The following is a 20,992-nucleotide window of genomic DNA, read 5'->3' as shown; positions in this document are numbered from 1 at the left end:
GCCCTCGGCGGACGCCCACCCCGAACATACCGCCCGGCACCGACAGGCCCGGCCGATCAGCCGGCGGGCCGGACCACCGCCGCGGATCCGCCGCCGCGCCGCACGGGCTCGGCCGCGGCGACCCAGCGCCCGTCGGGCAGCCGTTCCACCCCGGTCGCGGCACCGATCTCCGCGGGCGCCGCGAACGACTGCCCGAGCGCCTCCAGGGCGGCCCGCTCGGGCAGTGCCAGGAAGGCCGCCTCGGCCGCCGTGGTGGCCGCGTTGCGCTGGCTGGCCCGGGGCGCGGCGATCGCCTGTTCCAGGGTGAGCCCGCGGTCGATCCGGCCGAGCAGCACCTGCAGGACGGTGGTGATGATGGTCGCCCCGCCCGGCGAGCCCGCCGCGAACAACGGCCGGCCGTCGCGCAGCACGATCGTCGGCGAGATCGACGAGCGCGGCCGCTTCGCCGGGCCGGGCAGGTTGGGATCGGGCACACCCGGGCCGACCGGGGTGAAGGAGAAGTCGGTCAGCTCGTTGTTGAGCAGGAAGCCGCGGCCCGGCACGGTCATCGCGCTGCCCCCGGTCTGCTCGATGGTCAGGGTGTACGAGACGACGTTCCCCCAGCGGTCGGCGACGGTGAGGTGGGTGGTGCTGGGGCCCTCGTACGTCTCGGTGACCGCCGGGCCGGTGGAGCCGCAGGCGGCCGGGTGGTACGGGTCGCCGGGGGCGAGCGGGCTGGTCAGCGCGTGGGCCGGGTCGAGCAGGCAGGCCCGGGCCGCGGTGAAGGCCGGGGAGAGCAGCCGGTCGGTGGGGACGTCGACCGCGGCCGGGTCGCCCACCCAGCGGTTGCGGTCGGCGAAGGCGATCCGGGAGGCCTCCAGGTAGCGGTGGTAGTACTGCGTGGTGTCCAGGTGGGCCAGGTCGGAGCGGGAGAGGATGCCGAGCGCCTCGCCGACCGTGGTGCCGCCGCTGGAGGACGGCGCGATGGAGTAGACGTCGTCGCCGCGGTAGGAGACGTGGGTGGGCTCCCGCCGGATCACCCGGTAGCGCGCCAGGTCGGTGCCGTCCACGGCGCCGGGGCGGGCGGTGCGCCCGGAAGCGGGGTCGACCGGCGGGTGCTGGAGGGTGCGGACGATGTCGGCGCCGATCGGCCCTCGGTAGAGCGCGGCGGTGCCGGCCCGGCCGAGCTCGCGATAGGTGGCGGCGAGATCCGGGTTGCGGAGCGTCGAGCCGACCGCGGGCGGCCGGCCGCCGGGCAGGAACAGCGCCCGGGTCGCCGGGAAGTCCTGGAAGCGGGCCTGGTTGGCGGCGGTCTGGTCGCGGAAGGTCTGGTCGACGGTGAAGCCGTGGTCGGCGATCCGCTCGGCCGGGCGCAGCACCTCGGCGAGCGGCCGGCTGCCCCAGAGGTCGAGCGCCTTCTGCCAGGTGGCGGCGGTGCCGGGAACGCCGACGGACAGGCCGCTGGTGACGGCGTCGGCGAACGGCAGCGGGGCGCCGTTCTCCAGGAAGAGCGAGGCGTCGGCGCCGCGGGAGGCGGTCTCCCGGCCGTCGAGGGTGGAGACCCTGCCCGTGCGGGCGTCGTAGACGACGAAGTACCCGCCGCCGCCGATGCCGGCCGAGTAGGGCTCGGTGACGCCGAGCGCGGCGGCGGTGGCGACCGCGGCGTCGACGGCGTTGCCGCCCCGGCGCAGCACCTCGATGCCGGCGGCGGTGGCGTCGGCGTCGACGCTGGCCACCGCGCCGCCGTAGCCCACCGCCTCGGGGGACTTGGGCGGCGGGTCGGCGGCGGCCGTGGCCGGCCCGGCGGTGGAGCAGACCAGGCCGGTGGCGAGGGCGAGCGGCGGGAGGAGTCGGGCCAGAGCTCTCATGCGGTCTCCTGAGTCGGCGTCAACTGTCCGTTCTGCCATACCTGCGGTGGACAGGACAACAGGGCCTCCAGCCACTACCCGTCGGTAGTTTCGTTATCCCGCCGAGACCGTCCGGCCTCTTACTGACATCGCGTCTTATTGGCTACCGTCCGGTACAGCCGTCCGGATCCGCACCCCCACCCCGCTGATCCGCACCCTCAGGAGTCCCGCATGCCCCCACGCGTACGCCGCGGGGCCACCGCCCTCGCGCTGGCCACCGCCCTGCTCACCGCCGCCCCGCTCGCCCTCGCGCCCCTCGCGCACGCCGCCACCGCGCAGGCCGCCGCACCGGCCCTGCGCTTCACCGACATCCCCGGGGACGGCGGCGTCGTGCTCAAGGGCAACGTCTACGAGCCCGGCGACGGTGCGGCCGGCCACCCGCTGCTCGTGCTGCCCGCCAGCTGGAGCCTCAACGACCTCGAGTACCTCGCCCAGGCGAAGCACTTCGCCGAGGCCGGCTACGTCGTCGTCTCCTACACCCCGCGCGGGTTCTGGGGCTCCGGCGGAGAGATCGAGGTCGCCGGGCCGCCCGACGTCGCCGACGTCTCCCGGGTGATCGACTGGGCGCTCGCCCACACCACCGCCGACCCGCGGCACATCGGCATGGCCGGGATTTCCTACGGCGCCGGGATCAGCCTGCTCGGCGCCGCCTTCGACCCCCGGGTCCGCGCCGTCTCGGCGCTCAGCGGCTGGGGCGACCTCGCCGACTCGCTGTTCAGCGACGAGACCCAGCACCTCCAGTCGGCCGCCCTGCTCACCGTCGCCGGATACCTGACGGGCCGTCCGGGCGACGAGCTGGAGACCACCCTCACCCGGTTCTTCGGCAGCGACCGGGCGGACGAACCGGCCATCCGCGCCTGGGCCGCCCAGCGCTCGCCCGCCACCTACGTCGACCGGATCAACGCCAACGGCGCCGCGGTGATGCTCGCCAACGCCTGGGGCGACTCGATCTTCCCGCCGAACCAGCTCACCGACTTCTACGAGCGCCTCGACGGCCCCAAGCGCCTGGAGCTGCGCCCCGGCGACCACGCCACCGCCGAGGCCACCGGCCTGGCCGGGCTGCCCAACGACGTGTGGACGGACACCCGCGCCTGGCTCGACCACTACCTCAGGGGCACCGACAACGGCATCGACCGCCGGCTGCCCGTCCACCTCGAACCGCAGCTCCAGGACGGTTACGAGGACTACCCCAGCTGGCCGGCGGTCAGCTCCTCCACCCGCCGGCTCGGCCTCGGCGGCCGCGACCGGCTCGGCACCGGCTCGCTCGCCGGCGGCGCACCGACCGGCTGGCACACCCCGATCGCCACCGGCCTCGACTCCGGCGCCGACGGCGGCATCGCCCTGCTCAGCAACCTCGCCGAGCAGTTCCTGAAGGTCCCGCCGACCGTCTCCGTCCCGCTGCTCCCCCGCCCGGTGGCCGCCGTCTGGCAGTCCGCGCCCGCCGACGGCGGGCAGCAGATCCGCGGCAGCGTGCGGCTGCACCTCGGCGTGACCCCGTCGGCCGAACGCGGCAGCCTCATCGCCTACCTGTACGACGTCGACGCGCTCGGCATCGGCCGGCTGGTCGCCCACGCGCCGTACACCTTCCTCGGGCGCACCCCCGGGCAGGCGTTCGGCGCGGACATCCGGATGCAGGCCACCGCCTACGACGTGCCCGCCGGGCACCGGCTGGCCCTGGTGGTGGACAGCGTCGACCCGCTGTACATCACCCACAACCCGGCCTTCGCCACGCTCTCCTTCGGCTCCCCGGCCGGGGACCCGTCCTGGATCTCGGTGCCGCTGCGGTGACCGGGGGCCGGTGGCGCCGCGTCAGGCGCCGCCGGCCGCCCGCTCGACCCGGTGGCGCTTGATGGTGCGGAACCGGCGGGCGACCTGGCGGGCCAGGTCGGCGGCGCCGACCAGACCGGCCTCGTTGCCCAGCGCCGCGTGCACGAGGCCGGCCTCCGGGCGGAAGCCGCGGCCGGTCAGCGTCCGCCCGAACGCCTCCCGGGCCGGGCCGAGCAGCAGGTCGCCGGCCTCCGAGACCCCGCCGCCGACCACGAAGCGGCCGGGGTCGAGGGCCGCCGCCAGGTTGGCGATGCCGACCCCGAGCCAGTGGCCGACCTCGTAGAGCAGTTCGGTGGCGGTGGCGTCGCCGTCCCGGGCCGCCTCGGTGACCAGCGGGCCGGTGATGCCCTCCGCCGTGCCGCCGGCCCGGGCGAGCAGCCCCTCGATCACCGGCGACTCCTCGGCGACCAGCCCGCGGGCCTCGCGCACCAGGGCGTTGCCGGAGGAGTACTGCTCCCAGCAGCCCCGGTTGCCGCACGGGCAGCGGTGCCCGCCGGGCACCACCTGCATGTGGCCGAACTCGCCGGCCAGGCCGTACTTGCCGCGGTCCACCCAGCCGTCCCGGACGACCGCACCGCCGATGCCGGTGCCGAGGGTGATCATCACCATGTGGTCCTCGCCTCGTCCGGCGCCGAACCGCCACTCGGCCCAGGCCGCCGCGTTGGCGTCGTTCTCCACCACCACCGGGAAGCGCAGCCGCCGGCTGAGCGCGTCCCGCAGCGGCTCGTTGCGCCAGTTGAGGTGCGGGGCGAACAGCACCCTGGAGCGCTCGGCGTCGACCCAGCCCGCGGCGCCCACCCCGACGGCGTGCACGTCGTGCTTGTCGGCGAGCTGGAGCACCAGGTCGACGATGACGTCCTCCACCACCGCGGGGCTCTTGCTCTTGTGCGGGGTCTCGGTGCGCACGCTCTCCAGCACCCGCCCCTCGCCGTCCACCACCCCCGCCACCACCTTGGTGCCGCCGATGTCGACGCCGATGGTGGGCAGCCGCAGCACACCGGCCGGCAGGGCGCGGCGGCGCCGGTCGGCGAAGCGCGGCCCGAGTCCGAGCAGGGTGGGCAGGACGGCCGGCCGCTGGGCGCTGTTCGGGCTGGTCACGTGGACGGTCGCTCCTTCGGGTCGGGCGCGCGCCGGGGCGCGGGGCGGCCGGCCCGCACGGCCGGCCCACCGGACCATCCTCCCCCGTCCGACCGGCCGCGGGTGGCACGAGCGGCAGGCTCCGGCCGTTCCCAGCCACTCCTCATCCGGGCGGCCGCAGATGCTCCCCGTCCGGGGGATTCGTTCAGATGACTGGCAGACTGGGTTGGGCCGCGCGGGGGATTCACATGGAAACGTGATGTTCCTCTCAGGTTTCGCTCAGTTAACGGCGCAACCGACCCGTGGTTTCCCATTGTCTGATCACATCGGAATGCGTACCGGGCGAGCGGGGCCCGGGCGGCCGGCAACGCGGATACGAGACCTGATGCAACTCACCGGAACACCCTTCCTGATCCTCACGATCGTCCTGGTGCCGATCTCCATCGCGGCGGCGCTGCTGCTCTGGGGCAGAGCGCGCGGGCCCAGGCCCGTCCAGGTGCTGAGCAGACTGATCATGCTGCTGCTCTGCCAGGCGACGGCCGTGACCATGGTGTTCGTCATGGTGAACAACGCCAACCTGATCTACGGCAGCTGGGACGACCTGCTGGGCACCGGCAACCACGTCCGCGCGGTGCCGCAGGTGCCCGCCGACGCGGGCACCCCGGGCCAGGACGGCAAGGGCCTGCCCAAGATCCTCCAGCAGTTCAAGGCGGTCAACGACCCGCTGGTGCCCCGGGACGTCCAGCGCACCGACCTCAAGGGCCGGCTGTCCGGGGTCGACGGCGAGGTGCTGGTCTGGCTGCCGCCGCAGTACAACGACCCCGCCTGGAAGGACCGGACCTTCCCGGTGGTCGAGCTGATCCCCGGCTTCCCCGGCTCGTCGAGCACCTGGTACGGCACCCTGAAGGTGTCCGAGCAGCTCAAGCCGCTGATGGCCAGCGGCAAGGTGGCCCCGTTCATCCTGGTCTCGCCCCGCACGCTGCTGCTCGGCAAGGGCGTGGACACCGGCTGCGCCGACGTCCCCGGCAAGGTCAACGCCGACACCTGGCTCTCCCGGGACGTGCCGCAGATGGTGCTGGACAACTTCCGGACGGACACCTCCGCCGACCGCTGGGCGGTCGCCGGCTACTCGGCCGGCGGGCACTGCGCCAGCAGGCTGGCCCTCGAACACCCGGACCGCTACCGGGCCGGCGTCAGCCTGTCCGGCTACAACGACCCGGGCATCGAGGCCGACTCCCTGACGGCGAAGGACCCGCACCTGCGGGAGGTCTCCAACCCGCTGTACATCCTCAAGCACGCCAGCCCGGCGCCGCGCACCGCGCTGTTCCTCAGCGGCAACAAGGGCGACGGCTACGAGGGCGGACTGGCCCTCAAGCAGGCCGCCAAGGCGCCGACCGAGGTGACCGTGGTGGAGACCACCGGGCCGCACGCCAGCGACGTGTGGAAGCCGATGCTGCCACAGGTGTTCGAATGGCTCACCCATGTGATCCCCGCGCAGCACTGACGCACCCTCCGCGCCGCCGACATGCCGACGGGCCCGCCGCACCCTCCGGGGGTGCCGCGGGCCCGTCGGTGCGTTCCGGGCCGGTGCCGAGCCGGTGTCAGGCCAGTTCGAGCGCCAGGTAGAAGTCCACCCGGTCCTCCAGCCGCGACAGGTCACGGCCGGTCAGTTCCTCGATCCGGCCGATCCGGTAGCGCAGGGTGTTGACGTGGACGTGGAGTTGGGCCGCGCAGCGCGTCCAGGAGCCGTCCGACCGCAGGAACGCCTCCAGGGTGCGCACCAGGTCGGCCTGGTGCTCGATGTCGTAGCCGATGACCCGGTCCAGGAGCCGGCTGCGGAAGGCGCGCCGGACCTCGTCCGGCACGGCCGCCAGCAGCAGCACGTGCGAGGCCAGCTCCTCGGGCCCGGCGACGCAGACCCGGCCCACCCGGGAGGCGGCGATCCGGCGGGCGTGCCGGGCCTCCTCCAGGGCGCCGCGCAGACCGCCCGCCTCGGTGGCGGGCGCGGAGACGCCGACGGTGATCCGGCCCTCCGAGCCGAGCCCGGCCTCCAGCGGGGCGAGCAGGTCGCGCAGCGCGTCCGCCGGGACGGGGACGTCCGGCGCGGGCAGCACCACCACCGCACCGGCCCCGGTGCCCGCGACCAGGGCCCGGTCCGAGGCGTCGGTGAGTGCCTCCTCCAGCACGGTGCGGACGAGGGCGTCCGGCAGCCCGGTGCCCTCGGCGGACACCACCAGCCACGAGTCGGCCACCGCGGACTCGGGCCGGCCGCCCTCGTAGCGGGCCGCCATCGCCGAGGACGCCTGCAGCGCCCGGGAGATCTCCAGCGGGTCGGCGTCGCGCTGGAGCAGGGCGAGCACCTCGTCGGCGATCCGGCGGCGCAGCCGGCGGCCCTCGTCCCGGCGGGTCCGCTCGGCGGCGACCAGCCGGGCCAGGTTCTCCGCGAGTTGCTGGCGCTTGGGCGTCCACTCGGTGACGTCGCCGGCGACGGCGAGCACCCAGTCGGCGAGCGGCGCCTCGGCGGCGGGCTCGGCGGCGGCCGGCAGCAGCGAGTAGGCGCCGCCGGCGAGGCGGGCCCGGTGCGGTGGGCGGCGGCGCTGGCGCTGCGCGCCGAGGTGGGCCCGGACGAGCTGGTCGCGGTCCTCGGCGGAGAGCCGGTCGGCGGGGCCGGCGACCACCCGGCCGGTGGGGGTGAGCACCCAGCAGTCCAGGTCGAGGTCGCCGCCGAGCAGGTCGAGCACGGCGTCCAGGCCGCCGGCCCCGGCCGCCTGGACCAGCAGCCGGTGGCGGTCGACCAGGGCCGCGAGGTCGGCCGCCCGGTCGGCGGACACCTGCCGGCCGATGAACTCGGTGACCGTGCCGAAGGCGATGTCGTCGGGTACGGCCAGCAGGGGCATCCGGTGCCGCCGGCAGGCCGCCACCAGGTCGTCCGGGACGGGGCCGACCTCGGCCTCGCCCGCCGCCAGCGCGACCGCCCCACCGGCCACGAGGGTACGCACGAACCGCTCGGAGTCCTCCGGTCCGGTCCGCCACAGCATGCCGGTCAGGACGAGCTCGCCGCCGTGCAGGTACCGCCCCGGGGCCTGGAGGTCGGTGGTCATCACACCGCTGACCTGCCGGTCGAGCTCATCCTCCCCGGCGAGCAGCCGCAGCCGCAGGGCGCCGGGGGCGAGCAGGTCGCGGACACGCATCCGCAGACTCCTTCGTCTGGAGGGTGGGGGTCGGGTGGGGGTGTGGGGGCTCACAGTGTGCCCCACGCCGGGCCGCTCGGCGCTCTGTCCCGTCCGGGCCGGCAGTCACGGGCCGATCGCCTCGCCATCACGGCCGGATTACGGTCGTAAGTGGCGGTAGGGAAACCGCTGGGCTGGGCACTTGTCAGTCTTAGAGGAACGTACAGGATGCCGGGCGGGCACGGCGCGCGGGCTTCATGCCATCGGTGGCTGCCAGTGGGCCCCGTCACAGGGGTTCACTGGTCACACGCCGCCGGACACAACCCGGTGACCGGGACTCAACGCCACGGCAACGCCGGGGTAGCAGGGTCCGAACACCGAGTTCCGGGGGCACTGTGCCCATCAGTCCGGTTGGCGACGACTTGAGGAGACACCCGCATGGAGTTCCTTCGGCCCGCTACGTGGGACGAGGCACTCGCGGCGAAGGCTGAGTACCCGACCGCGCTGCCCATCTCCGGCGGCACGGACGTCATGGTCGAGATGAACTTCGACGTGCACCGGCCATCCGCGATTCTCGACCTGAACCGCGTCACCGAGCTCACCGCATGGTCGAACGACGGCGGCGTCGTCCGGCTCGGCGCCGCGGTCCCCTACGCCCGGATCATCGACGAGCTGTCCGGCCCGCTGCCGGGCCTGGCCCTGGCCGCGCACACCGTCGGTTCCCCGCAGATCCGCAACCGCGGCTCGGTCGGCGGCAACCTCGGCGCCGCCTCGCCGGCCGGCGACTCGCACCCGGCGCTGCTCGCCGCGGGCCGGGACGTGTTCGTGGAGGCCGAGTCCGTGCGGGGCAGCCGGCTGATCGCGATCGACGACTTCTACCTCGGCGTGAAGCGCAACAGCCTGGAGCCGGACGAGCTGATCCGCGCCGTGCACATCCCGGTCGCGGACGGCCCGCAGCAGTTCTCGAAGATCGGCACCCGCAACGCGATGGTGATCGCGGTCTGCGCGTTCGGCTTCGCCCTCCACCCGAAGAACGGCACCGTCGGTACCGGCATCGGCTCGGCCGCCCCCACCCCGCGCCGCGCGATCGAGGCGGAGCAGTACCTGCAGGGGGTGCTCGCCGAGCGCGGCCTGTGGGAGTCGGGCGACCTGCTGGGCGCCGAGGTCATCCAGCGCTTCGGCGAGCTGGTGCGCGCCGCCGCCTCCCCGATCGACGACGTCCGCGGCACCGCCGACTACCGGCGGCACGCGCTGGCCGTGATGGCCCGCCGCACGCTGACCTGGACGTGGAACGACTACAGCAAGCAGATCAGGAGCGCGGCATGAGGGTCACATTCACCGCCAACGGCAAGCCCGTCGAGGCGGACGACGTCTGGGAGGGCGAGAGCCTCCTGTACGTGCTGCGCGAGCGGGTCGGCCTGCCGGGCTCCAAGAACGCCTGCGAGCAGGGCGAGTGCGGCTCCTGCACGGTGTACCTGGACGACACCCCGGTCTGCTCCTGTCTGGTCGCGGCCGGCCAGGTGCAGGACCGCGAGGTCCGCACCGTCGAGGGCCTGGCCGACGAGAACGGCGAGCTGGGCCTCGTCCAGCAGGCGTTCGTCGACGCCGGCGCCGTTCAGTGCGGCTTCTGCACCCCCGGCCTGCTGGTGCAGACCGACGCCCTGCTGGAGCGGGACCCGCAGCCCAGCGACACCGACATCCGCGAGGCGCTGTCGGGCAACCTGTGCCGCTGCACCGGGTACGAGAAGATCATGGACGCGGTGCGGCTCGCCTCCGCCCGCACGTGCGAGAGGGCGGCCTCCGAATGAGTGCTCGTACCATCCAGGGCCAGAAGAACCTGCAGGACATCCGGCAGGCCTCCAAGGACGGCATCGGCGGCTCGCCGCTGCGGCCGGACGGCAACCTCAAGGTCAAGGGCGAGTTCGCGTACTCGTCGGACATGTGGCACGAGGACATGCTCTGGGGCATGGCGCTGCGCTCGCCGCACCCCCGCGCGAACATCCTCTCGGTGGACATCTCCGAGGCGCTCAAGGTGCCCGGCGTGTACGCCGTACTCACCCACGACGACATCCCCGGCACCAAGTACTACGGCCTGGAGATCCAGGACCAGCCGGCGCTGGCCATCGACAAGGTCCGCTACCACGGCGAGGCGATCGCGCTGGTCGCGGCCGACCACCCGGAGACGGCCCGCCGCGCGGTGAAGAAGATCAAGGTCGAGTACGAGGTGCTCACCCCGATCACCACCGAGGAGCAGTGCCTCGACCCGGAGACCCACGGCTACGTCCACGAGCCGCACGAGTACAAGTCGCACGGCTCCGGCAACATCTGCCACAGCCAGAAGCTGGTCTCCGGGCTCGGCGTGACCGACGAGGTGCGGGCGATGGCGGACGTCATCGTCAAGGGCAGCTACGAGGTCGGCATGCAGGACCAGGCCTTCCTCGGCCCGGAGTCCGGTCTCGCCGTGCCCTCCGAGGACGGCGGCGTCGACCTCTACATCGCCACCCAGTGGCTGCACGTGGACCGCCAGCAGATGGCTCCCGTGCTGGCCCTGCCGGAGGAGAAGGTCCGGCTCACGCTGGCCGGCGTCGGCGGCGCCTTCGGCGGCCGCGAGGACCTGTCGATGCAGATCCACGCCTGCCTGCTGGCGCTGCACACCGGCAAGCCCGTCAAGATCGTCTACGCCCGGGACGAGTCCTTCTTCGGCCACGTGCACCGCCACCCGGCGACGATGACGTACGAGCACGGCGCGACCCGCGACGGCAAGCTGGTCTTCGCCGACTGCCGGATCGTGCTGGACGGCGGCGCGTACGCCTCCGCCTCGCCCGCCGTCGTCGGCAACGCCGCCTCGCTCGGCCACGGCCCGTACGTGATCCCGAACGTGCGGATGGAGGCGATCGCCCTCTACTCCAACAACCCGAGCTGCGGCGCGATGCGCGGCTTCGGCGCGGTGCAGGCCTGCTTCGGCTACGAGTCCCAGATGGACAAGCTCGCCGTCGAGCTGGGCATGGACCCGGTGGAGCTGCGCCAGCTGAACGCGATGGCCGAGGGCGACTTCATGCCCACCGGTCAGCAGATCGACTCGCCGGCCCCGGTCGCCGAGCTGCTGCAGCGCGTCAAGGACATGCCGCTGCCGCCGCCGCTGGACCTGGAGCACCTGGACGTGCGCACCCTGCCGGGCGCGCTGTCCAACACCTCGCACGGCGAGGGCATCGTCCGCGGCATCGGCTACTCGGTCGGCATCAAGAACGTCGGCTTCTCCGAGGGCTTCGACGACTACTCCACCGCCCGGGTCCGCCTGGAGGTGATCGGCGGCGAGCCGGTCGCCATGGTGCACACCGCGATGGCCGAGGTCGGCCAGGGCGGCGTCACCGTGCACGCCCAGATCGCCCGCACCGAGCTCGGCGTCGAGCAGGTCACCATCCACCCGGCCAACACCGAGGTCGGCTCGGCCGGCTCCACCTCAGCCTCCCGGCAGACCTACATGACCGGCGGTGCGGTGAAGCTGGCCGCCGAGGCGGTCAGGCAGGCGCTGATCGAGAAGGGCCGCCGCCGCTACGGCTGGCAGCACCGGGACATCACACTGGTCGGCGGCAAGGTCGTCTCCGAGGGCGCCGGCGTGCTGGTGCCCATGGTGGACCTGCTCGGCGACGAGGCGATCGACCTCACCCGCGAGCACCACCACCGGCCCACCGTGCCGTTCGACAAGGAGACCGGGCAGGGCTTCGGCCACGTCCAGTACACCTTCTGCGCCAACCGCGCGGTGGTCGACGTGGACGTCGAGCTCGGCCTGGTCAAGGTGGTCGAGCTGACCGCCGCCCAGGACGTCGGCAAGGCGCTGAACCCGCTGTCGGTGGTCGGCCAGATCCAGGGCGGCTGCACCCAGGCGCTCGGTCTCGCCGTCATGGAGGAGATCGTCGTCAAGGACGGCAAGGTCCGCAACGCCTCCTTCACCGACTACCTGATCCCCACGATCCTGGACACCCCGCCGATCCCGGTGGACGTGCTGGAGCGGCCCGACCCCAACGCCCCGTACGGACTGCGCGGCGTCGGCGAGGCCCCCACCGTCTCCGCCACCCCCTCGATCGTCGCGGCGATCCGCAACGCCACCGGCCTCGCCCTCAACCGGGTGCCGGTCAGGCCCGAGCACCTCACCGGGACGCTCTAGCCGAACCCGTCAGACCTCCCCGGGGCGGTGACACGTCTTCCCCGCCGCCCCGGGGACGCTCCCCACGAAGGACCGTCGTGCACCACCCGCTGCCTCTCCCACGCCGGGGTTCTGCAGCGGCACACACCACCCTCCTCCGGCTTCCGGCCGGAGGGTGCACCCGTGAGTCGAACAGTCCCCCTGTGCCTCACTCCCGTCTGGCAGTCAGGTCGGCTCGCCCACCCCAAACCCCTTTGAACCTTGGGAGTGGACATGACCAGGATCCCCACGGAGCCCGGCACCACTGAAGACAGACCTGCCACCGACGACGCCCTCACGCCGCCGGCGGCCGCCCCCACCAATCTGCTGGACGCGTACTTCAAGATCTCGGCCCGGGGCTCCACCCTCGGCAACGAGCTGCGCGGCGGCCTGACCACGTTCATGGCGATGGCCTACATCGTCCTGCTCAACCCGATCATCCTGAGCGGGGCCGACGTCAACGGGCTGAAGCTGGACCACGCCCAGCTCACCACCGCGACCGCACTCGCCGCCGCGGTCACCACGATCCTCATGGGCGTGATCGGCAACGTGCCGCTGGCGGTCGCCGCGGGCCTCTCGGTCTCCGGGGCGATCTCCGCCCTGGTGGTGCCGCACACCACCTGGCCGCAGGCGTTCGGGCTCTGCGTGATCTACGGCCTGCTGATCGTGCTGCTGGTCCTCTCCGGCCTCCGCGAGAAGATCATGAACGGCATCCCCCTGCCGCTCAAGCACGCGATCACCATCGGCATCGGCCTGTTCGTCTCCATCATCGGCCTCTACAAGGCCGGCTTCGTGCACACCGGCGGCCCCACCCCGCTGTCCCTCGGCCCGTTCGGCGAACTGTCCGGCTGGCCCGTCCTGATCTTCTGCCTCACCCTGCTGACGATCTTCGTCCTGCTGGCCCGAAACGTCCGCGGCGCGATCCTGATCGGCATCGCCGGCGGCACCGTGGTCGCGATGATCGTCAACCAGGTCGCCGGTCTGACCTCCAAGGACTGGGGCGGCGCCGCGCCGGTCTGGCCCGGCAGCCCGGTCTCCGCCCCCGACTTCGGCCTGTTCGGCGACGTCGACCTCTTCGGCGCCTTCGGCAGCCACGGACTCGGCGCGATCAGCGCCTCGGTCGCGGTCTTCACGCTCGTCCTCGCCGGCTTCTTCGACGCGATGGCCACCATCATCGGCGTCGGCACCGAGGCGGGTCTCGCCGACAAGCAGGGCCGGATGCCCGGCCTGTCCAAGGCCCTGCTGATCGACGGCGCCGGCGGCGCCATCGGCGGCGTCGCCGGAGCATCCGGCCAGACCGTGTTCGTGGAGTCCGCCACCGGCGTCGGCGACGGCGCCCGCACCGGCCTCGCCTCCACCGTCACCGGCGGCGTCTTCGCCCTGATGCTCTTCTTCTCCCCGGTCGCGGCCGTCGTCCCCGTCCAGGTCGCGGCCGCCGCCCTGGTGGTGATCGGCTCGATGATGATGAGCCAGGCCCGGCACATTGACTGGTCCGACCGCGAGGTGGCCATCCCGGCCTTCCTCACCTGCGTCCTGATGCCGTTCACCTACAGCATCACCGCCGGTGTCGCCGCGGGCGTCATCTCGTACACCGTCATCAAGGCCGGCGCCGGCAAGTGGCGCGAGCCCGGCCCGCTGATGTGGATCCTGACCGGCGTCTTCGTCGTCTACTTCGCCCTCAGCCCGATCAAGGCGTGGCTCGGCGTGCACTGAGCCCCGGGCCGCCGTACGGGAGCACCCGCTCCCGTACGGCGGCCCCCGCCGTCCCCCGCGTACCCTTCCTGGTAAGGAGCCCTCCATGCAGGACATCGCCGCGCAGCTGCAGGCCTGGCACGCGTCCGGCCGCTCCTTCGCCGTGGCCACGGTGGTCGGCGTCTCGGGCAGCGCCCCGCGCGACCCGGGTGCGGCGCTCGCCGTCGACGCCGACGGCGAGGCGATCGGCTCGGTGTCCGGCGGCTGCGTCGAGAGCGCCGTGTACGAGCTCTGCCAGGACGCGATCGCCTCCGGCCGGGCCGTCCTGGAACGCTTCGGCTACAGCGACGAGGACGCCTTCGCGGTGGGGCTGACCTGCGGCGGCGTCCTGGACGTCTTCGTCCAGCCGGTCGTGCCCGGCGCGGACGCGGCGATCGACGCCGGCGTCGCCTACATCGCCTCCGGCACCCCGGTCGCACTGGCGCGGGTCATCGCCGGCCCGGCCGGCCTGCTCGGCGCGGCGGTCGCCGTCACCGCCGACGCCCACCACGGCTCGCTCTCCCCCGCACCGACCACCACGGCCGCGCTGGAACGCGCGGCGGTCGCCGAGGCCCGCGCCATGCTGGACGCCGGCCGGACGGGGCAGCTCGTGCTCGGCCTCGACGGCCGCCCCTGCGACGAGGCCGGGCAGGGCACCGCCACCTTCTTCGTCGAGTGCTACGTGCCCGCCCCGCGCATGATCGTCTTCGGCGCCATCGACTTCGCCGCGGCCGTCGTCCGGATCGGCCGCTTCCTCGGCTACCACGTCACGGTCTGCGACGCCCGCCCGGTCTTCGCCACCCGCCGGCGCTTCCCCGACGCCGACGAGGTGGTCGTCGACTGGCCGCACCGCTACCTCGACTCCCAGCTGGACCGCATCGACGGCCGCACCGTGCTCTGCGTGCTCACCCACGACGCCAAGTTCGACATCCCGCTGCTGGAGCGGGCGCTGCGGCTGCCGGTCGGCTACGTCGGCGCGATGGGCTCGCGCCGCACCCACCGGGACCGCAACGCCCGGCTGCGCGAGATCGGGCTGAGCGACGCCGAGATCGGCCGGCTGCGCTCCCCGATCGGCCTGGACCTCGGCGCCCGCACACCGGAGGAGACCGCCGTGTCGGTCGCCGCCGAGATCGTCGCCCACCGCCGCGGCGGCTCCTGCCTGCCGCTGTCGGCCGGTCAGGGACCGATCCACCACGACCTGGCCCGGGCGGCCGAGCCCGAGAAGGCGCGGTCGCACGCCGCGTGATCCAACGTGCGCACGGTCGCGGACGGCGGGACGCTGGAGAGAGGGACTGACCGCCACCCGGTGCGGTCCGAGCGGACGGCCGGTCGTCGTTCCGCACGGAAGGCCCCCGCCATGCGCATGCTGATCCAGGCATCGATCGACACCGAGATCTCCAACAAGCTCATCGCCGAGGGCGGCATGGCCGCCGCCATGGACGAGGTGATGGCGCTGCTGAAGCCGGAGGCGGCGTACTTCTACCCGCTGCACGGCCGCCGCGGCTTCACCCTGGTCGTCGACGTGACGGACGAGCCGTCCCTGGTCGCCGTGGTCGAGCCGCTCTGGCTGCGGATGGGCGCCGACGTCGAGGTCGTCCCCTGCATGAACGCCGACGACCTGCGCGCGGGCATCGCCCGCATCCCGGGCGCGGGCTGACGCTCAGTCGGCCGAACCGGCCGGAACCACCCAGCGCACCGACTGGCCCGTGACGGCCGCGATCATGTCGAAGTCGCCGTCGTAGTGGAGCACGGTGGCCCCGTACCGCTCGGCGGTCGCGGCGATCACCAGGTCCGCCATCGACAGGGCCCGCCAGGTGCCGGCGCCGACCAGCAAGAGCTGGACGTCCAGCGCACGGTCCCAGACCTCGTCGGGCATGGGGAGCAGGTCGAAGCCGCGCATGCCGTGCCGGATCCGCTCGGCGTCCGCCTTCGAGCGTGCACTGTGCAGCACCTCCATCTCGACGGCCGCGCAGACGGCCAGCAGACCGGCATTGTGGAGCGGCTCGACGACAGCCCGGACGGCGGCCTTGGGGTAGCGCGCCAACGCCGACTTGTCGATCAGGTAGCGCTCGCTCATGCCGCCCGGTGTTCCGCCCCGCCGCCGCCCACCGGCCCTGTGAGGTCGGGCAGACCTCCGTCGGCGAGCCAGTTCAGGAAGGACTCCCGCTTCCGCCGCTTGATCGCGTCGGCGAGCGCCGCGTTCACCGTGGCCACCTTGGTGGCCGTGCCGAAGATCTCGGCGGCCTCGGCGAGCAGCTCGTCGTCGACGTCTATCACCGTCCGCGTCATCCCGACCTCCCGGTCCATCGTGATATCGGATTCCATCCTAGTCGATATCACGACGGCCGGAAGGCGTCAGCCGACGTCCAGCCGGGCCGCCCGGCGCAGCAGGCGGGGGCTGATCCGGCCCAGCCAGTGCGCCGCCTTGGCCTCGACGGTGACCGGGACGAACGGGCGGCCGGTGCGGACGGCCCGGACGATCTCCTCGGCCACCTTCTCCGGCGGGAAGCCGCGTCGGGCGTACGCCTTGGAGGCCTTGGCCTGCTTGGCCGCCTGGGCGTCCGCGTCGACGCCGGAGAACGTGGTGGTGCGGGTGATGTTGGTGTTGACGATGCCGGGGCAGACCGCGGTGACCGCGATCCGGTGGTCGGCCAGTTCGGCGCGCAGGCAGTCGGAGAGCATCAGCACGGCGGCCTTGCTGGTGGCGTACGCCGCGAGCGACTTGGCGGGCAGGTAGGCGGCGGCCGAGGCCAGGTTGACGATGTGTCCGCCTTCGCCGCGGCCCACCATCAGCGCGCCGAACGCCCGGCAGCCGTGGATGACCCCCACAGGTTGACGTCGAGGACGCGCTGCCACTCCTTCTCGGTGGTCTGCAGGAATGTCCCCGCGTGCCCGATCCCGGCGTTGTTGACCACCACGTCGGGGACGCCGTGCTCGGCGGCGACCAGCTCGGCGAAGGCGTCCACCGCGGCGCCGTCGGAGACGTCCACCCGGTGTGCGGCCGCGCCGGGGTGAGTGCCGCGCAGAGTTCGGCGGTGCGCTCGGCGGCGGGCAGGTCGAGGTCGCAGACCACCACCCGGTCGCCCTGGGCGGCGAAGGCGATCGCGGTCGCCCGGCCGATGCCGCTGCCCGCGCCGGTCACCACGACCAGGCGGCCCTCGGGCGGCGGGCCCTGGGTCTGCCCGGCGGCGACCCGGGCGACGTGCTCGCGGACGAGACCGGCCACGGTGGATCCCCTCTCCAGCAGGGCCGACCAGTGGCCGGCGTCCAGGGTGCGGCGGGTCAGGTGCGGCACCCAGCGCTCCAGCCCCTCGGAGAGGAAGGTGGAGACGTAGCGGTCGCGTTCCAGGGTGACCAGCTGGACGGGCACCTCGGTCGACCGCTCGCGCGGACTGCGCAGCACCGGGCGGAAGTTGGCCCGGTAGAGCTCGATGCCCCGGACGGCGTCCCGGGCCAGCGTCGGCTGCGGGTGGCCCGGCCGCGCGGTGACGTGCTCCAGGTCGCGCAGCACCCGCGGCCAGGCCCGGGCCAGCCCGAACCGCCAGACGGCCGGGGCCAGGAACGGCAGGTGGAAGGCGGTGATGTACCAGGAGTGCACGCCCTGCACGGCGAGCTGGCGCAGGTGGCGCGGGGTGGGGCGGCGCATCCGGTGCCGCGTCCAGTGCGCGATGTGGTCGAGTGAGGGCCCGGACAGCGAGGTGTAGGACGCGATCCGGTGGTGCGCACCGGGCTCGGTGACGGCCTCCCAGGACTGGATGGAACCCCAGTCGTGGGCGACGACGTGCACCGGCCGCTCGGGGCTGACCGTGTCGGCGACGGCGGCCAGGTCGGCGGCGAGCCGGGCCAGCCGGTAGCCGTCCCGGCCGGCCGGGGCGCCCGAGGCGCCGGCCCCGCGCACGTCGTAGCGCACCACGTGGTGGTCGGCGGCGAGGTCGGCGGCGACGTCGTCCCAGACCGCGTGGGTGTCCGGGTAGCCGTGCACCAGCAGGACGGTCGGCCGGGCCGGGTCGCCCTGCTCGTACACGGCGAGCGGCACCCCGCCGGAGTGGACGGTGCGGCGGCGGATGGTCATGCGGCCCCCTTCTGGCCTGCGGTGCTCTCCTGGGACGTCCAGCGCCGCACGTGCGGCAGGTCGTCGTCGAGCCAGTACGCGTCGTCGTCGGTGACGACCAGCAGTTCCTCGAACTTGATGCCGACGTCGCGGAAGCCGATGTGCGGCTCCACCGCCCACAGGCCGGGCGTCGGGGCGTGCCGGGAGCTGCGCCCGTCGGCCCAGAGCGGGGAGCGGCCGTGCAGCCGCTCGCCGATCAGCTCGCGGCCGAGCGTCTGGAGTGTACGCACCCCGAATCCGAACACGCTGACACCGGCCGGGCCGCGGGCCACCGTCCGGGTGACCTGGTGACCGATCACCCGGCCGGGGTAGACCCGGTGGCGGTTGTCGTAGCCGTGCGCGGCGATCTGGGCGTCCACCGCGGCATAGACCTCGTCGAGCGGGCGGCGGGCGCGGACCTCGGCCAGGATGAGCGCGCGGTAGACCCGGAGGTCGCGGGCGAGGAGGTCCCAGACCGGGTTCTCCCCGACCTTGCCGCCGTAGCCGATGTCGGCGGTGTAGCCGTCCACGATCGGCGCGCAGTCCAGCACGTACGGCATGCCCTCGGCCAGGCGGCGGTCGCCCGCGAAGAACTGCAGCGGGGTGTGGAAGTGCCGGAAGGCGGTGCGGTCGCCGAACCAGGCGAACGGGACGTGGAAGAAGTCCTGCACGCCGGCCCGGACGAGGCACTGCCGCAGCCGGGCGGTGGCCTGGCGCTCGGTGACGCCGGGTTCGATCCAGGCGGCGACCTGCTCGGCGCAGTGGTAGGCCAGTTGCTGGGTCTCCCGGAACCGGGCCAGGTCGCGGTCGTCGTAGCCGAAGGTCATCGGGCGCTCCTCACAGGTCGAGGACGAGGGTCTCGCCCTCGGCCGCTCGGGAGACGCAGGGCAGCAGGGCGCCGGCGGCGCGCTCCTCGTCGGTGAGCCGGCGGTCGCGGTGTTCCGGCCGCCCGGCGAGCACCCGTACCCGGCAGGTTCCGCAGAAGCCCTGGGTGCAGGAGTAGGCGAGATCGGGCCGCTCCTGGCGGGCGACGTCCAGCGCCGAGCGGTCGGCGGGGACGGCGAGGTCGGGCCCGTCGGCGCCCAGCCGCAGGGTGAAGGGCCTGCCGTCGGCGATCGGGGCGGCGCCGAACCGTTCGAGGTGCAGGGCGCGGGCCGGCGAGGCGTCCAGGGCCCGCTGCACGGCGGCGATCATCGGGGCCGGGCCGCAGCAGTAGACGGCGGCGCCGCGCGGCGCCCGGGCGAGCAGGTCGGCGGCGTCCGGGCGGCCGTCCCGGTCGTCGTACAGGAAGGTGGTGCGGGCGGGGTCGAGCGCGCGCAGCTCCGCGGTGAACGGCAATGAGGCCGCCGTCCGGCCGGTGTGCACCAGCCGCCAGTCGAGGCCGAGCCGCTGCGCCTCGCGCGCCATCGGCAGCAGCGGGGTGACGCCGATGCCCCCGGCCAGCAGCAGCACCGCGGGCTCGGCGCAGAAGGCGAAGCCGTTGCGCGGCCGGCGGGCCGTCAGGCGGTCCCCGACGGCGAGGGCGTCGTGGATCTCCACCGATCCGCCGCCGCCGTCGGCGATCCGGCGCACCGCGATCCGGTAGCGGTGCCGGTCGGCCGGGTCGCCGCAGAGCGAGTAGTGCCGGACCCGGCCGGAGGGCAGGGTGAGCTGCAGCCGGGCGCCGGGCTGCCAGCCGGGCAGCGGGCCGCCGGAGGGTTCGGCGAGGTCCAGCGCGAGGACGTCCTCGGCGACGGTGTTCCGGGCCGTCACCACCAGGCGCAGCGGCCGGGCGCCGGCCGGGAGCGGGCGCCGCGGGCTGCGGCGCAGGCCGGGCCGGACGAGGGCGGGGGTGTAGCGGTCGCCGAAGGCGGTGACGGCCCGCATGAAGCGGTCGGCCCGGGGGCGTCCGTAGAGGTCGGGGGCGGGGTGGTGAGGTCCATCCGTGCGGCTCCGGGCGGCAGGTCGGCGGGCGGCAGGTCAGCGGGCGGCGGCGGCGCGGGCCGCCGGGGAGGTGGCCAGGTAGCCGAGCGCCTGGCTGGAGGAACCCTCCTGGGTGGGGTGGTAGCCGGGCCTGAAGTAGCGGACGGCGGACCGGGCGAGGAGCCGCAGGTCGGGGAGCAGGCCGCGCCGGGCGTTGAGGTGGGCGTCGCGCCAGGTCGGCCTGATCCGCCCGTCGAGCACCGGATCGGCGGCGAGCATGAACCGGGCGCCGCGGACCCAGAGGTGGACGAGCATCGGCCCGGAGACGAGCATCCCGCGGACCCGGCGCAGGTAGCCCGGGTCGAGGTGGACGAGCAGGTCGAAGGCGACGCTGCGGTGCTCGACCTCCTCGGCGCCGTGCCAGCGCAGCAGGTCGAGCATGGTGGGGTCGGCCTGGGCCCGGTCCAGGCCGGGCGAGTTGAGCGCCCAGTTGCCGAGGAAGGCGGTGAAGTGCTCGATCGCGGCGACGAAGGCGACGCGTTCGATGACGCTCTCCCGGCGCTGGGCGGCGGTGAGGCCGGGCCGTTCGCCGAGGACGCGGCGGAACAGCCAGCTGACCTGGCGCACGTACGGGCGGGGGTCGAGCCCCTGGCCGAGCAGGTGGTCGAGGACCTCCTGGTGGGCCTCGGCGTGGATCGCCTCCTGGCCGATGAAGCCGAGCACCTCCTCGCGGAGCCGGTCGTCGGTGATCATCGGCAGGGCCTGTTTGAAGACCTCGACGAACCAGCGCTCGCCCTCGGGCAGCAGCAGGTGGAGCACGTTGATGACGTGGGTGGCCACCGGCTCGTCGGGGATCCAGTGCAGCGGCAGGGCGGACCAGTCGAACTGCACGTCCCGGGGGTCGAGGACGAGGTCGTCGTGGACGGCCGGGGCGGGGGTGGAACGGGGCATGGGGCTGCCTCCTGACCTGCGGACGGCGAGGGCGTACCCGAAAACTACTCGCGGGTAGTGGGCCCCACAAGGGTTTCGGCGACTCTTATCGACATTGAGTCTAATAACTCGGGCGCAGGTCGGGCAGGGCCTCGCCGCACGGTCGCACCGCACAGGTCGCAGCGCACTCCCCGGC

16 protein-coding genes and 1 pseudogene are annotated in these 20,992 nt (G+C 73.9%); 8 read left to right on the top strand and 9 right to left on the bottom strand.

The genetic code is table 11. From position 1 onward, the window contains the following. Positions 1-56: 56 nt before the first annotated feature. Positions 57-1,847 carry a gamma-glutamyltransferase gene (ggt, locus tag ABEB13_RS31485; protein ID WP_345708186.1) on the bottom strand — a complete coding sequence of 597 codons (1,791 nt, stop codon included), beginning with the start codon at positions 1,845-1,847 and terminating at the stop codon, positions 57-59. Between the two features lie 210 nt (positions 1,848-2,057). Here ggt and ABEB13_RS31480 point away from each other — a divergent pair, with 210 nt between their 5' ends. Next, a complete protein-coding gene (locus ABEB13_RS31480; RefSeq protein WP_345708185.1) occupies positions 2,058-3,674 on the top strand; it encodes a CocE/NonD family hydrolase in 1,617 nt (538 codons plus the stop codon). A gap of 21 nt (positions 3,675-3,695) precedes the next feature. Here the strand turns inward: ABEB13_RS31480 and ABEB13_RS31475 are convergent, their stop codons facing one another. Next, entirely contained in the window at positions 3,696-4,811 is a 1,116-nt protein-coding gene (locus tag ABEB13_RS31475; protein WP_198523971.1) for an ROK family glucokinase, read from the bottom strand. Between the two features lie 364 nt (positions 4,812-5,175). On the opposite strand from ABEB13_RS31475, the gene ABEB13_RS31470 reads away from it, so the two are divergent. Then, positions 5,176-6,294, top strand: coding sequence for an alpha/beta hydrolase (locus ABEB13_RS31470; RefSeq protein ID WP_345708184.1), 1,119 nt, complete (start codon positions 5,176-5,178; stop codon positions 6,292-6,294). Between the two features lie 97 nt (positions 6,295-6,391). Here ABEB13_RS31470 and ABEB13_RS31465 read toward each other — a convergent pair whose 3' ends face one another. Beyond that, entirely contained in the window at positions 6,392-7,981 is a 1,590-nt protein-coding gene (locus ABEB13_RS31465) for a PucR family transcriptional regulator (protein WP_345708183.1), read from the bottom strand. A gap of 417 nt (positions 7,982-8,398) precedes the next feature. On the opposite strand from ABEB13_RS31465, the gene ABEB13_RS31460 reads away from it, so the two are divergent. The 6 genes from ABEB13_RS31460 to ABEB13_RS31435 all read left to right on the top strand — a co-directional run bounded on the left by ABEB13_RS31460 (position 8,399) and on the right by ABEB13_RS31435 (position 15,531). Continuing rightward, positions 8,399-9,286 (top strand): FAD binding domain-containing protein, encoded by an 888-nt coding sequence (locus ABEB13_RS31460; RefSeq protein ID WP_345708182.1) that lies wholly within the window; start codon positions 8,399-8,401, stop codon positions 9,284-9,286. Continuing rightward, the gene (locus ABEB13_RS31455; RefSeq protein WP_345708181.1) at positions 9,283-9,768 is read left to right on the top strand and encodes a (2Fe-2S)-binding protein; all 486 of its coding nucleotides are present in this window, start codon (positions 9,283-9,285) and stop codon (positions 9,766-9,768) included. The genes ABEB13_RS31460 and ABEB13_RS31455 overlap by 4 nt, the downstream gene beginning before the upstream one ends. Beyond that, on the top strand, positions 9,765-12,125 hold the full coding sequence (pucD, locus tag ABEB13_RS31450) for a xanthine dehydrogenase subunit D (protein WP_345708180.1): 2,361 nt from the start codon (positions 9,765-9,767) through the stop codon (positions 12,123-12,125). The genes ABEB13_RS31455 and pucD overlap by 4 nt, the downstream gene beginning before the upstream one ends. A 252-nt stretch (positions 12,126-12,377) precedes the next feature. Next, positions 12,378-13,856, top strand: coding sequence for an NCS2 family permease (locus ABEB13_RS31445; protein WP_345708179.1), 1,479 nt, complete (start codon positions 12,378-12,380; stop codon positions 13,854-13,856). Positions 13,857-13,941: 85 nt separating this feature from the next. Next, on the top strand, positions 13,942-15,120 hold the full coding sequence (locus ABEB13_RS31440; protein ID WP_345708178.1) for an XdhC family protein: 1,179 nt from the start codon (positions 13,942-13,944) through the stop codon (positions 15,118-15,120). Between the two features lie 111 nt (positions 15,121-15,231). Further along, positions 15,232-15,531 carry a hypothetical protein gene (locus tag ABEB13_RS31435; RefSeq protein ID WP_345708177.1) on the top strand — a complete coding sequence of 100 codons (300 nt, stop codon included), beginning with the start codon at positions 15,232-15,234 and terminating at the stop codon, positions 15,529-15,531. 3 nt (positions 15,532-15,534) lie between these two features. Here ABEB13_RS31435 and ABEB13_RS31430 read toward each other — a convergent pair whose 3' ends face one another. From ABEB13_RS31430 to ABEB13_RS31405, 6 genes and pseudogenes are all read right to left on the bottom strand, one after another. Next, positions 15,535-15,951, bottom strand: coding sequence for a PIN domain nuclease (locus ABEB13_RS31430; RefSeq protein ID WP_345708176.1), 417 nt, complete (start codon positions 15,949-15,951; stop codon positions 15,535-15,537). After that, complete coding sequence (locus ABEB13_RS31425; RefSeq protein ID WP_380232757.1) at positions 15,948-16,199, bottom strand: type II toxin-antitoxin system VapB family antitoxin; 252 nt, start codon at positions 16,197-16,199, stop codon at positions 15,948-15,950. Before ABEB13_RS31425 ends, ABEB13_RS31430 begins: the two co-directional genes overlap by 4 nt. A 30-nt stretch (positions 16,200-16,229) precedes the next feature. Continuing rightward, positions 16,230-17,946: pseudogene (locus ABEB13_RS31420) on the bottom strand (SDR family oxidoreductase). Next, positions 17,943-18,791, bottom strand: coding sequence for a M24 family metallopeptidase (locus ABEB13_RS31415; protein WP_345708175.1), 849 nt, complete (start codon positions 18,789-18,791; stop codon positions 17,943-17,945). The pseudogene ABEB13_RS31420 and the gene ABEB13_RS31415 overlap by 4 nt, the downstream one beginning before the upstream one ends. Positions 18,792-18,801: 10 nt before the next feature. Then, entirely contained in the window at positions 18,802-19,830 is a 1,029-nt protein-coding gene (locus ABEB13_RS31410) for a PDR/VanB family oxidoreductase (RefSeq protein ID WP_345708174.1), read from the bottom strand. Between the two features lie 93 nt (positions 19,831-19,923). Further along, entirely contained in the window at positions 19,924-20,817 is an 894-nt protein-coding gene (locus ABEB13_RS31405; protein WP_345708173.1) for a metal-dependent hydrolase, read from the bottom strand. Between the last annotated feature and the right edge of the window lie 175 nt (positions 20,818-20,992).

Source organism: Kitasatospora paranensis (assembly GCF_039544005.1).
Taxonomy (GTDB): Bacteria; Actinomycetota; Actinomycetes; order Streptomycetales; family Streptomycetaceae; genus Kitasatospora; species Kitasatospora paranensis.
The sequence above is the reverse complement of the archived record's forward strand: the minus strand, read 5'-3'. Positions and strand labels throughout refer to the sequence as shown.

Bases quoted from the DNA above. Each gene is read 5' to 3' on its own strand.
- pucD (WP_345708180.1), top strand. From the start codon at position 9,765: ATGAGTGCTCGTACCATCCAGGGCCAGAAGAACCTGCAGGACATCCGG.
- ABEB13_RS31415 (WP_345708175.1), bottom strand. From the start codon at position 18,791: ATGACCTTCGGCTACGACGACCGCGACCTGGCCCGGTTCCGGGAGACC.
- ABEB13_RS31480 (WP_345708185.1), top strand. From the start codon at position 2,058: ATGCCCCCACGCGTACGCCGCGGGGCCACCGCCCTCGCGCTGGCCACC.
- ABEB13_RS31430 (WP_345708176.1), bottom strand. From the start codon at position 15,951: ATGAGCGAGCGCTACCTGATCGACAAGTCGGCGTTGGCGCGCTACCCC.
- ABEB13_RS31460 (WP_345708182.1), top strand. From the start codon at position 8,399: ATGGAGTTCCTTCGGCCCGCTACGTGGGACGAGGCACTCGCGGCGAAG.
- ggt (WP_345708186.1), bottom strand. From the start codon at position 1,847: ATGAGAGCTCTGGCCCGACTCCTCCCGCCGCTCGCCCTCGCCACCGGC.
- ABEB13_RS31410 (WP_345708174.1), bottom strand. From the start codon at position 19,830: ATGCGGGCCGTCACCGCCTTCGGCGACCGCTACACCCCCGCCCTCGTC.
- ABEB13_RS31455 (WP_345708181.1), top strand. From the start codon at position 9,283: ATGAGGGTCACATTCACCGCCAACGGCAAGCCCGTCGAGGCGGACGAC.
- ABEB13_RS31425 (WP_380232757.1), bottom strand. From the start codon at position 16,199: ATGGAATCCGATATCACGATGGACCGGGAGGTCGGGATGACGCGGACG.
- ABEB13_RS31445 (WP_345708179.1), top strand. From the start codon at position 12,378: ATGACCAGGATCCCCACGGAGCCCGGCACCACTGAAGACAGACCTGCC.
- ABEB13_RS31440 (WP_345708178.1), top strand. From the start codon at position 13,942: ATGCAGGACATCGCCGCGCAGCTGCAGGCCTGGCACGCGTCCGGCCGC.
- ABEB13_RS31470 (WP_345708184.1), top strand. From the start codon at position 5,176: ATGCAACTCACCGGAACACCCTTCCTGATCCTCACGATCGTCCTGGTG.
- ABEB13_RS31405 (WP_345708173.1), bottom strand. From the start codon at position 20,817: ATGCCCCGTTCCACCCCCGCCCCGGCCGTCCACGACGACCTCGTCCTC.
- ABEB13_RS31465 (WP_345708183.1), bottom strand. From the start codon at position 7,981: ATGCGTGTCCGCGACCTGCTCGCCCCCGGCGCCCTGCGGCTGCGGCTG.
- ABEB13_RS31435 (WP_345708177.1), top strand. From the start codon at position 15,232: ATGCGCATGCTGATCCAGGCATCGATCGACACCGAGATCTCCAACAAG.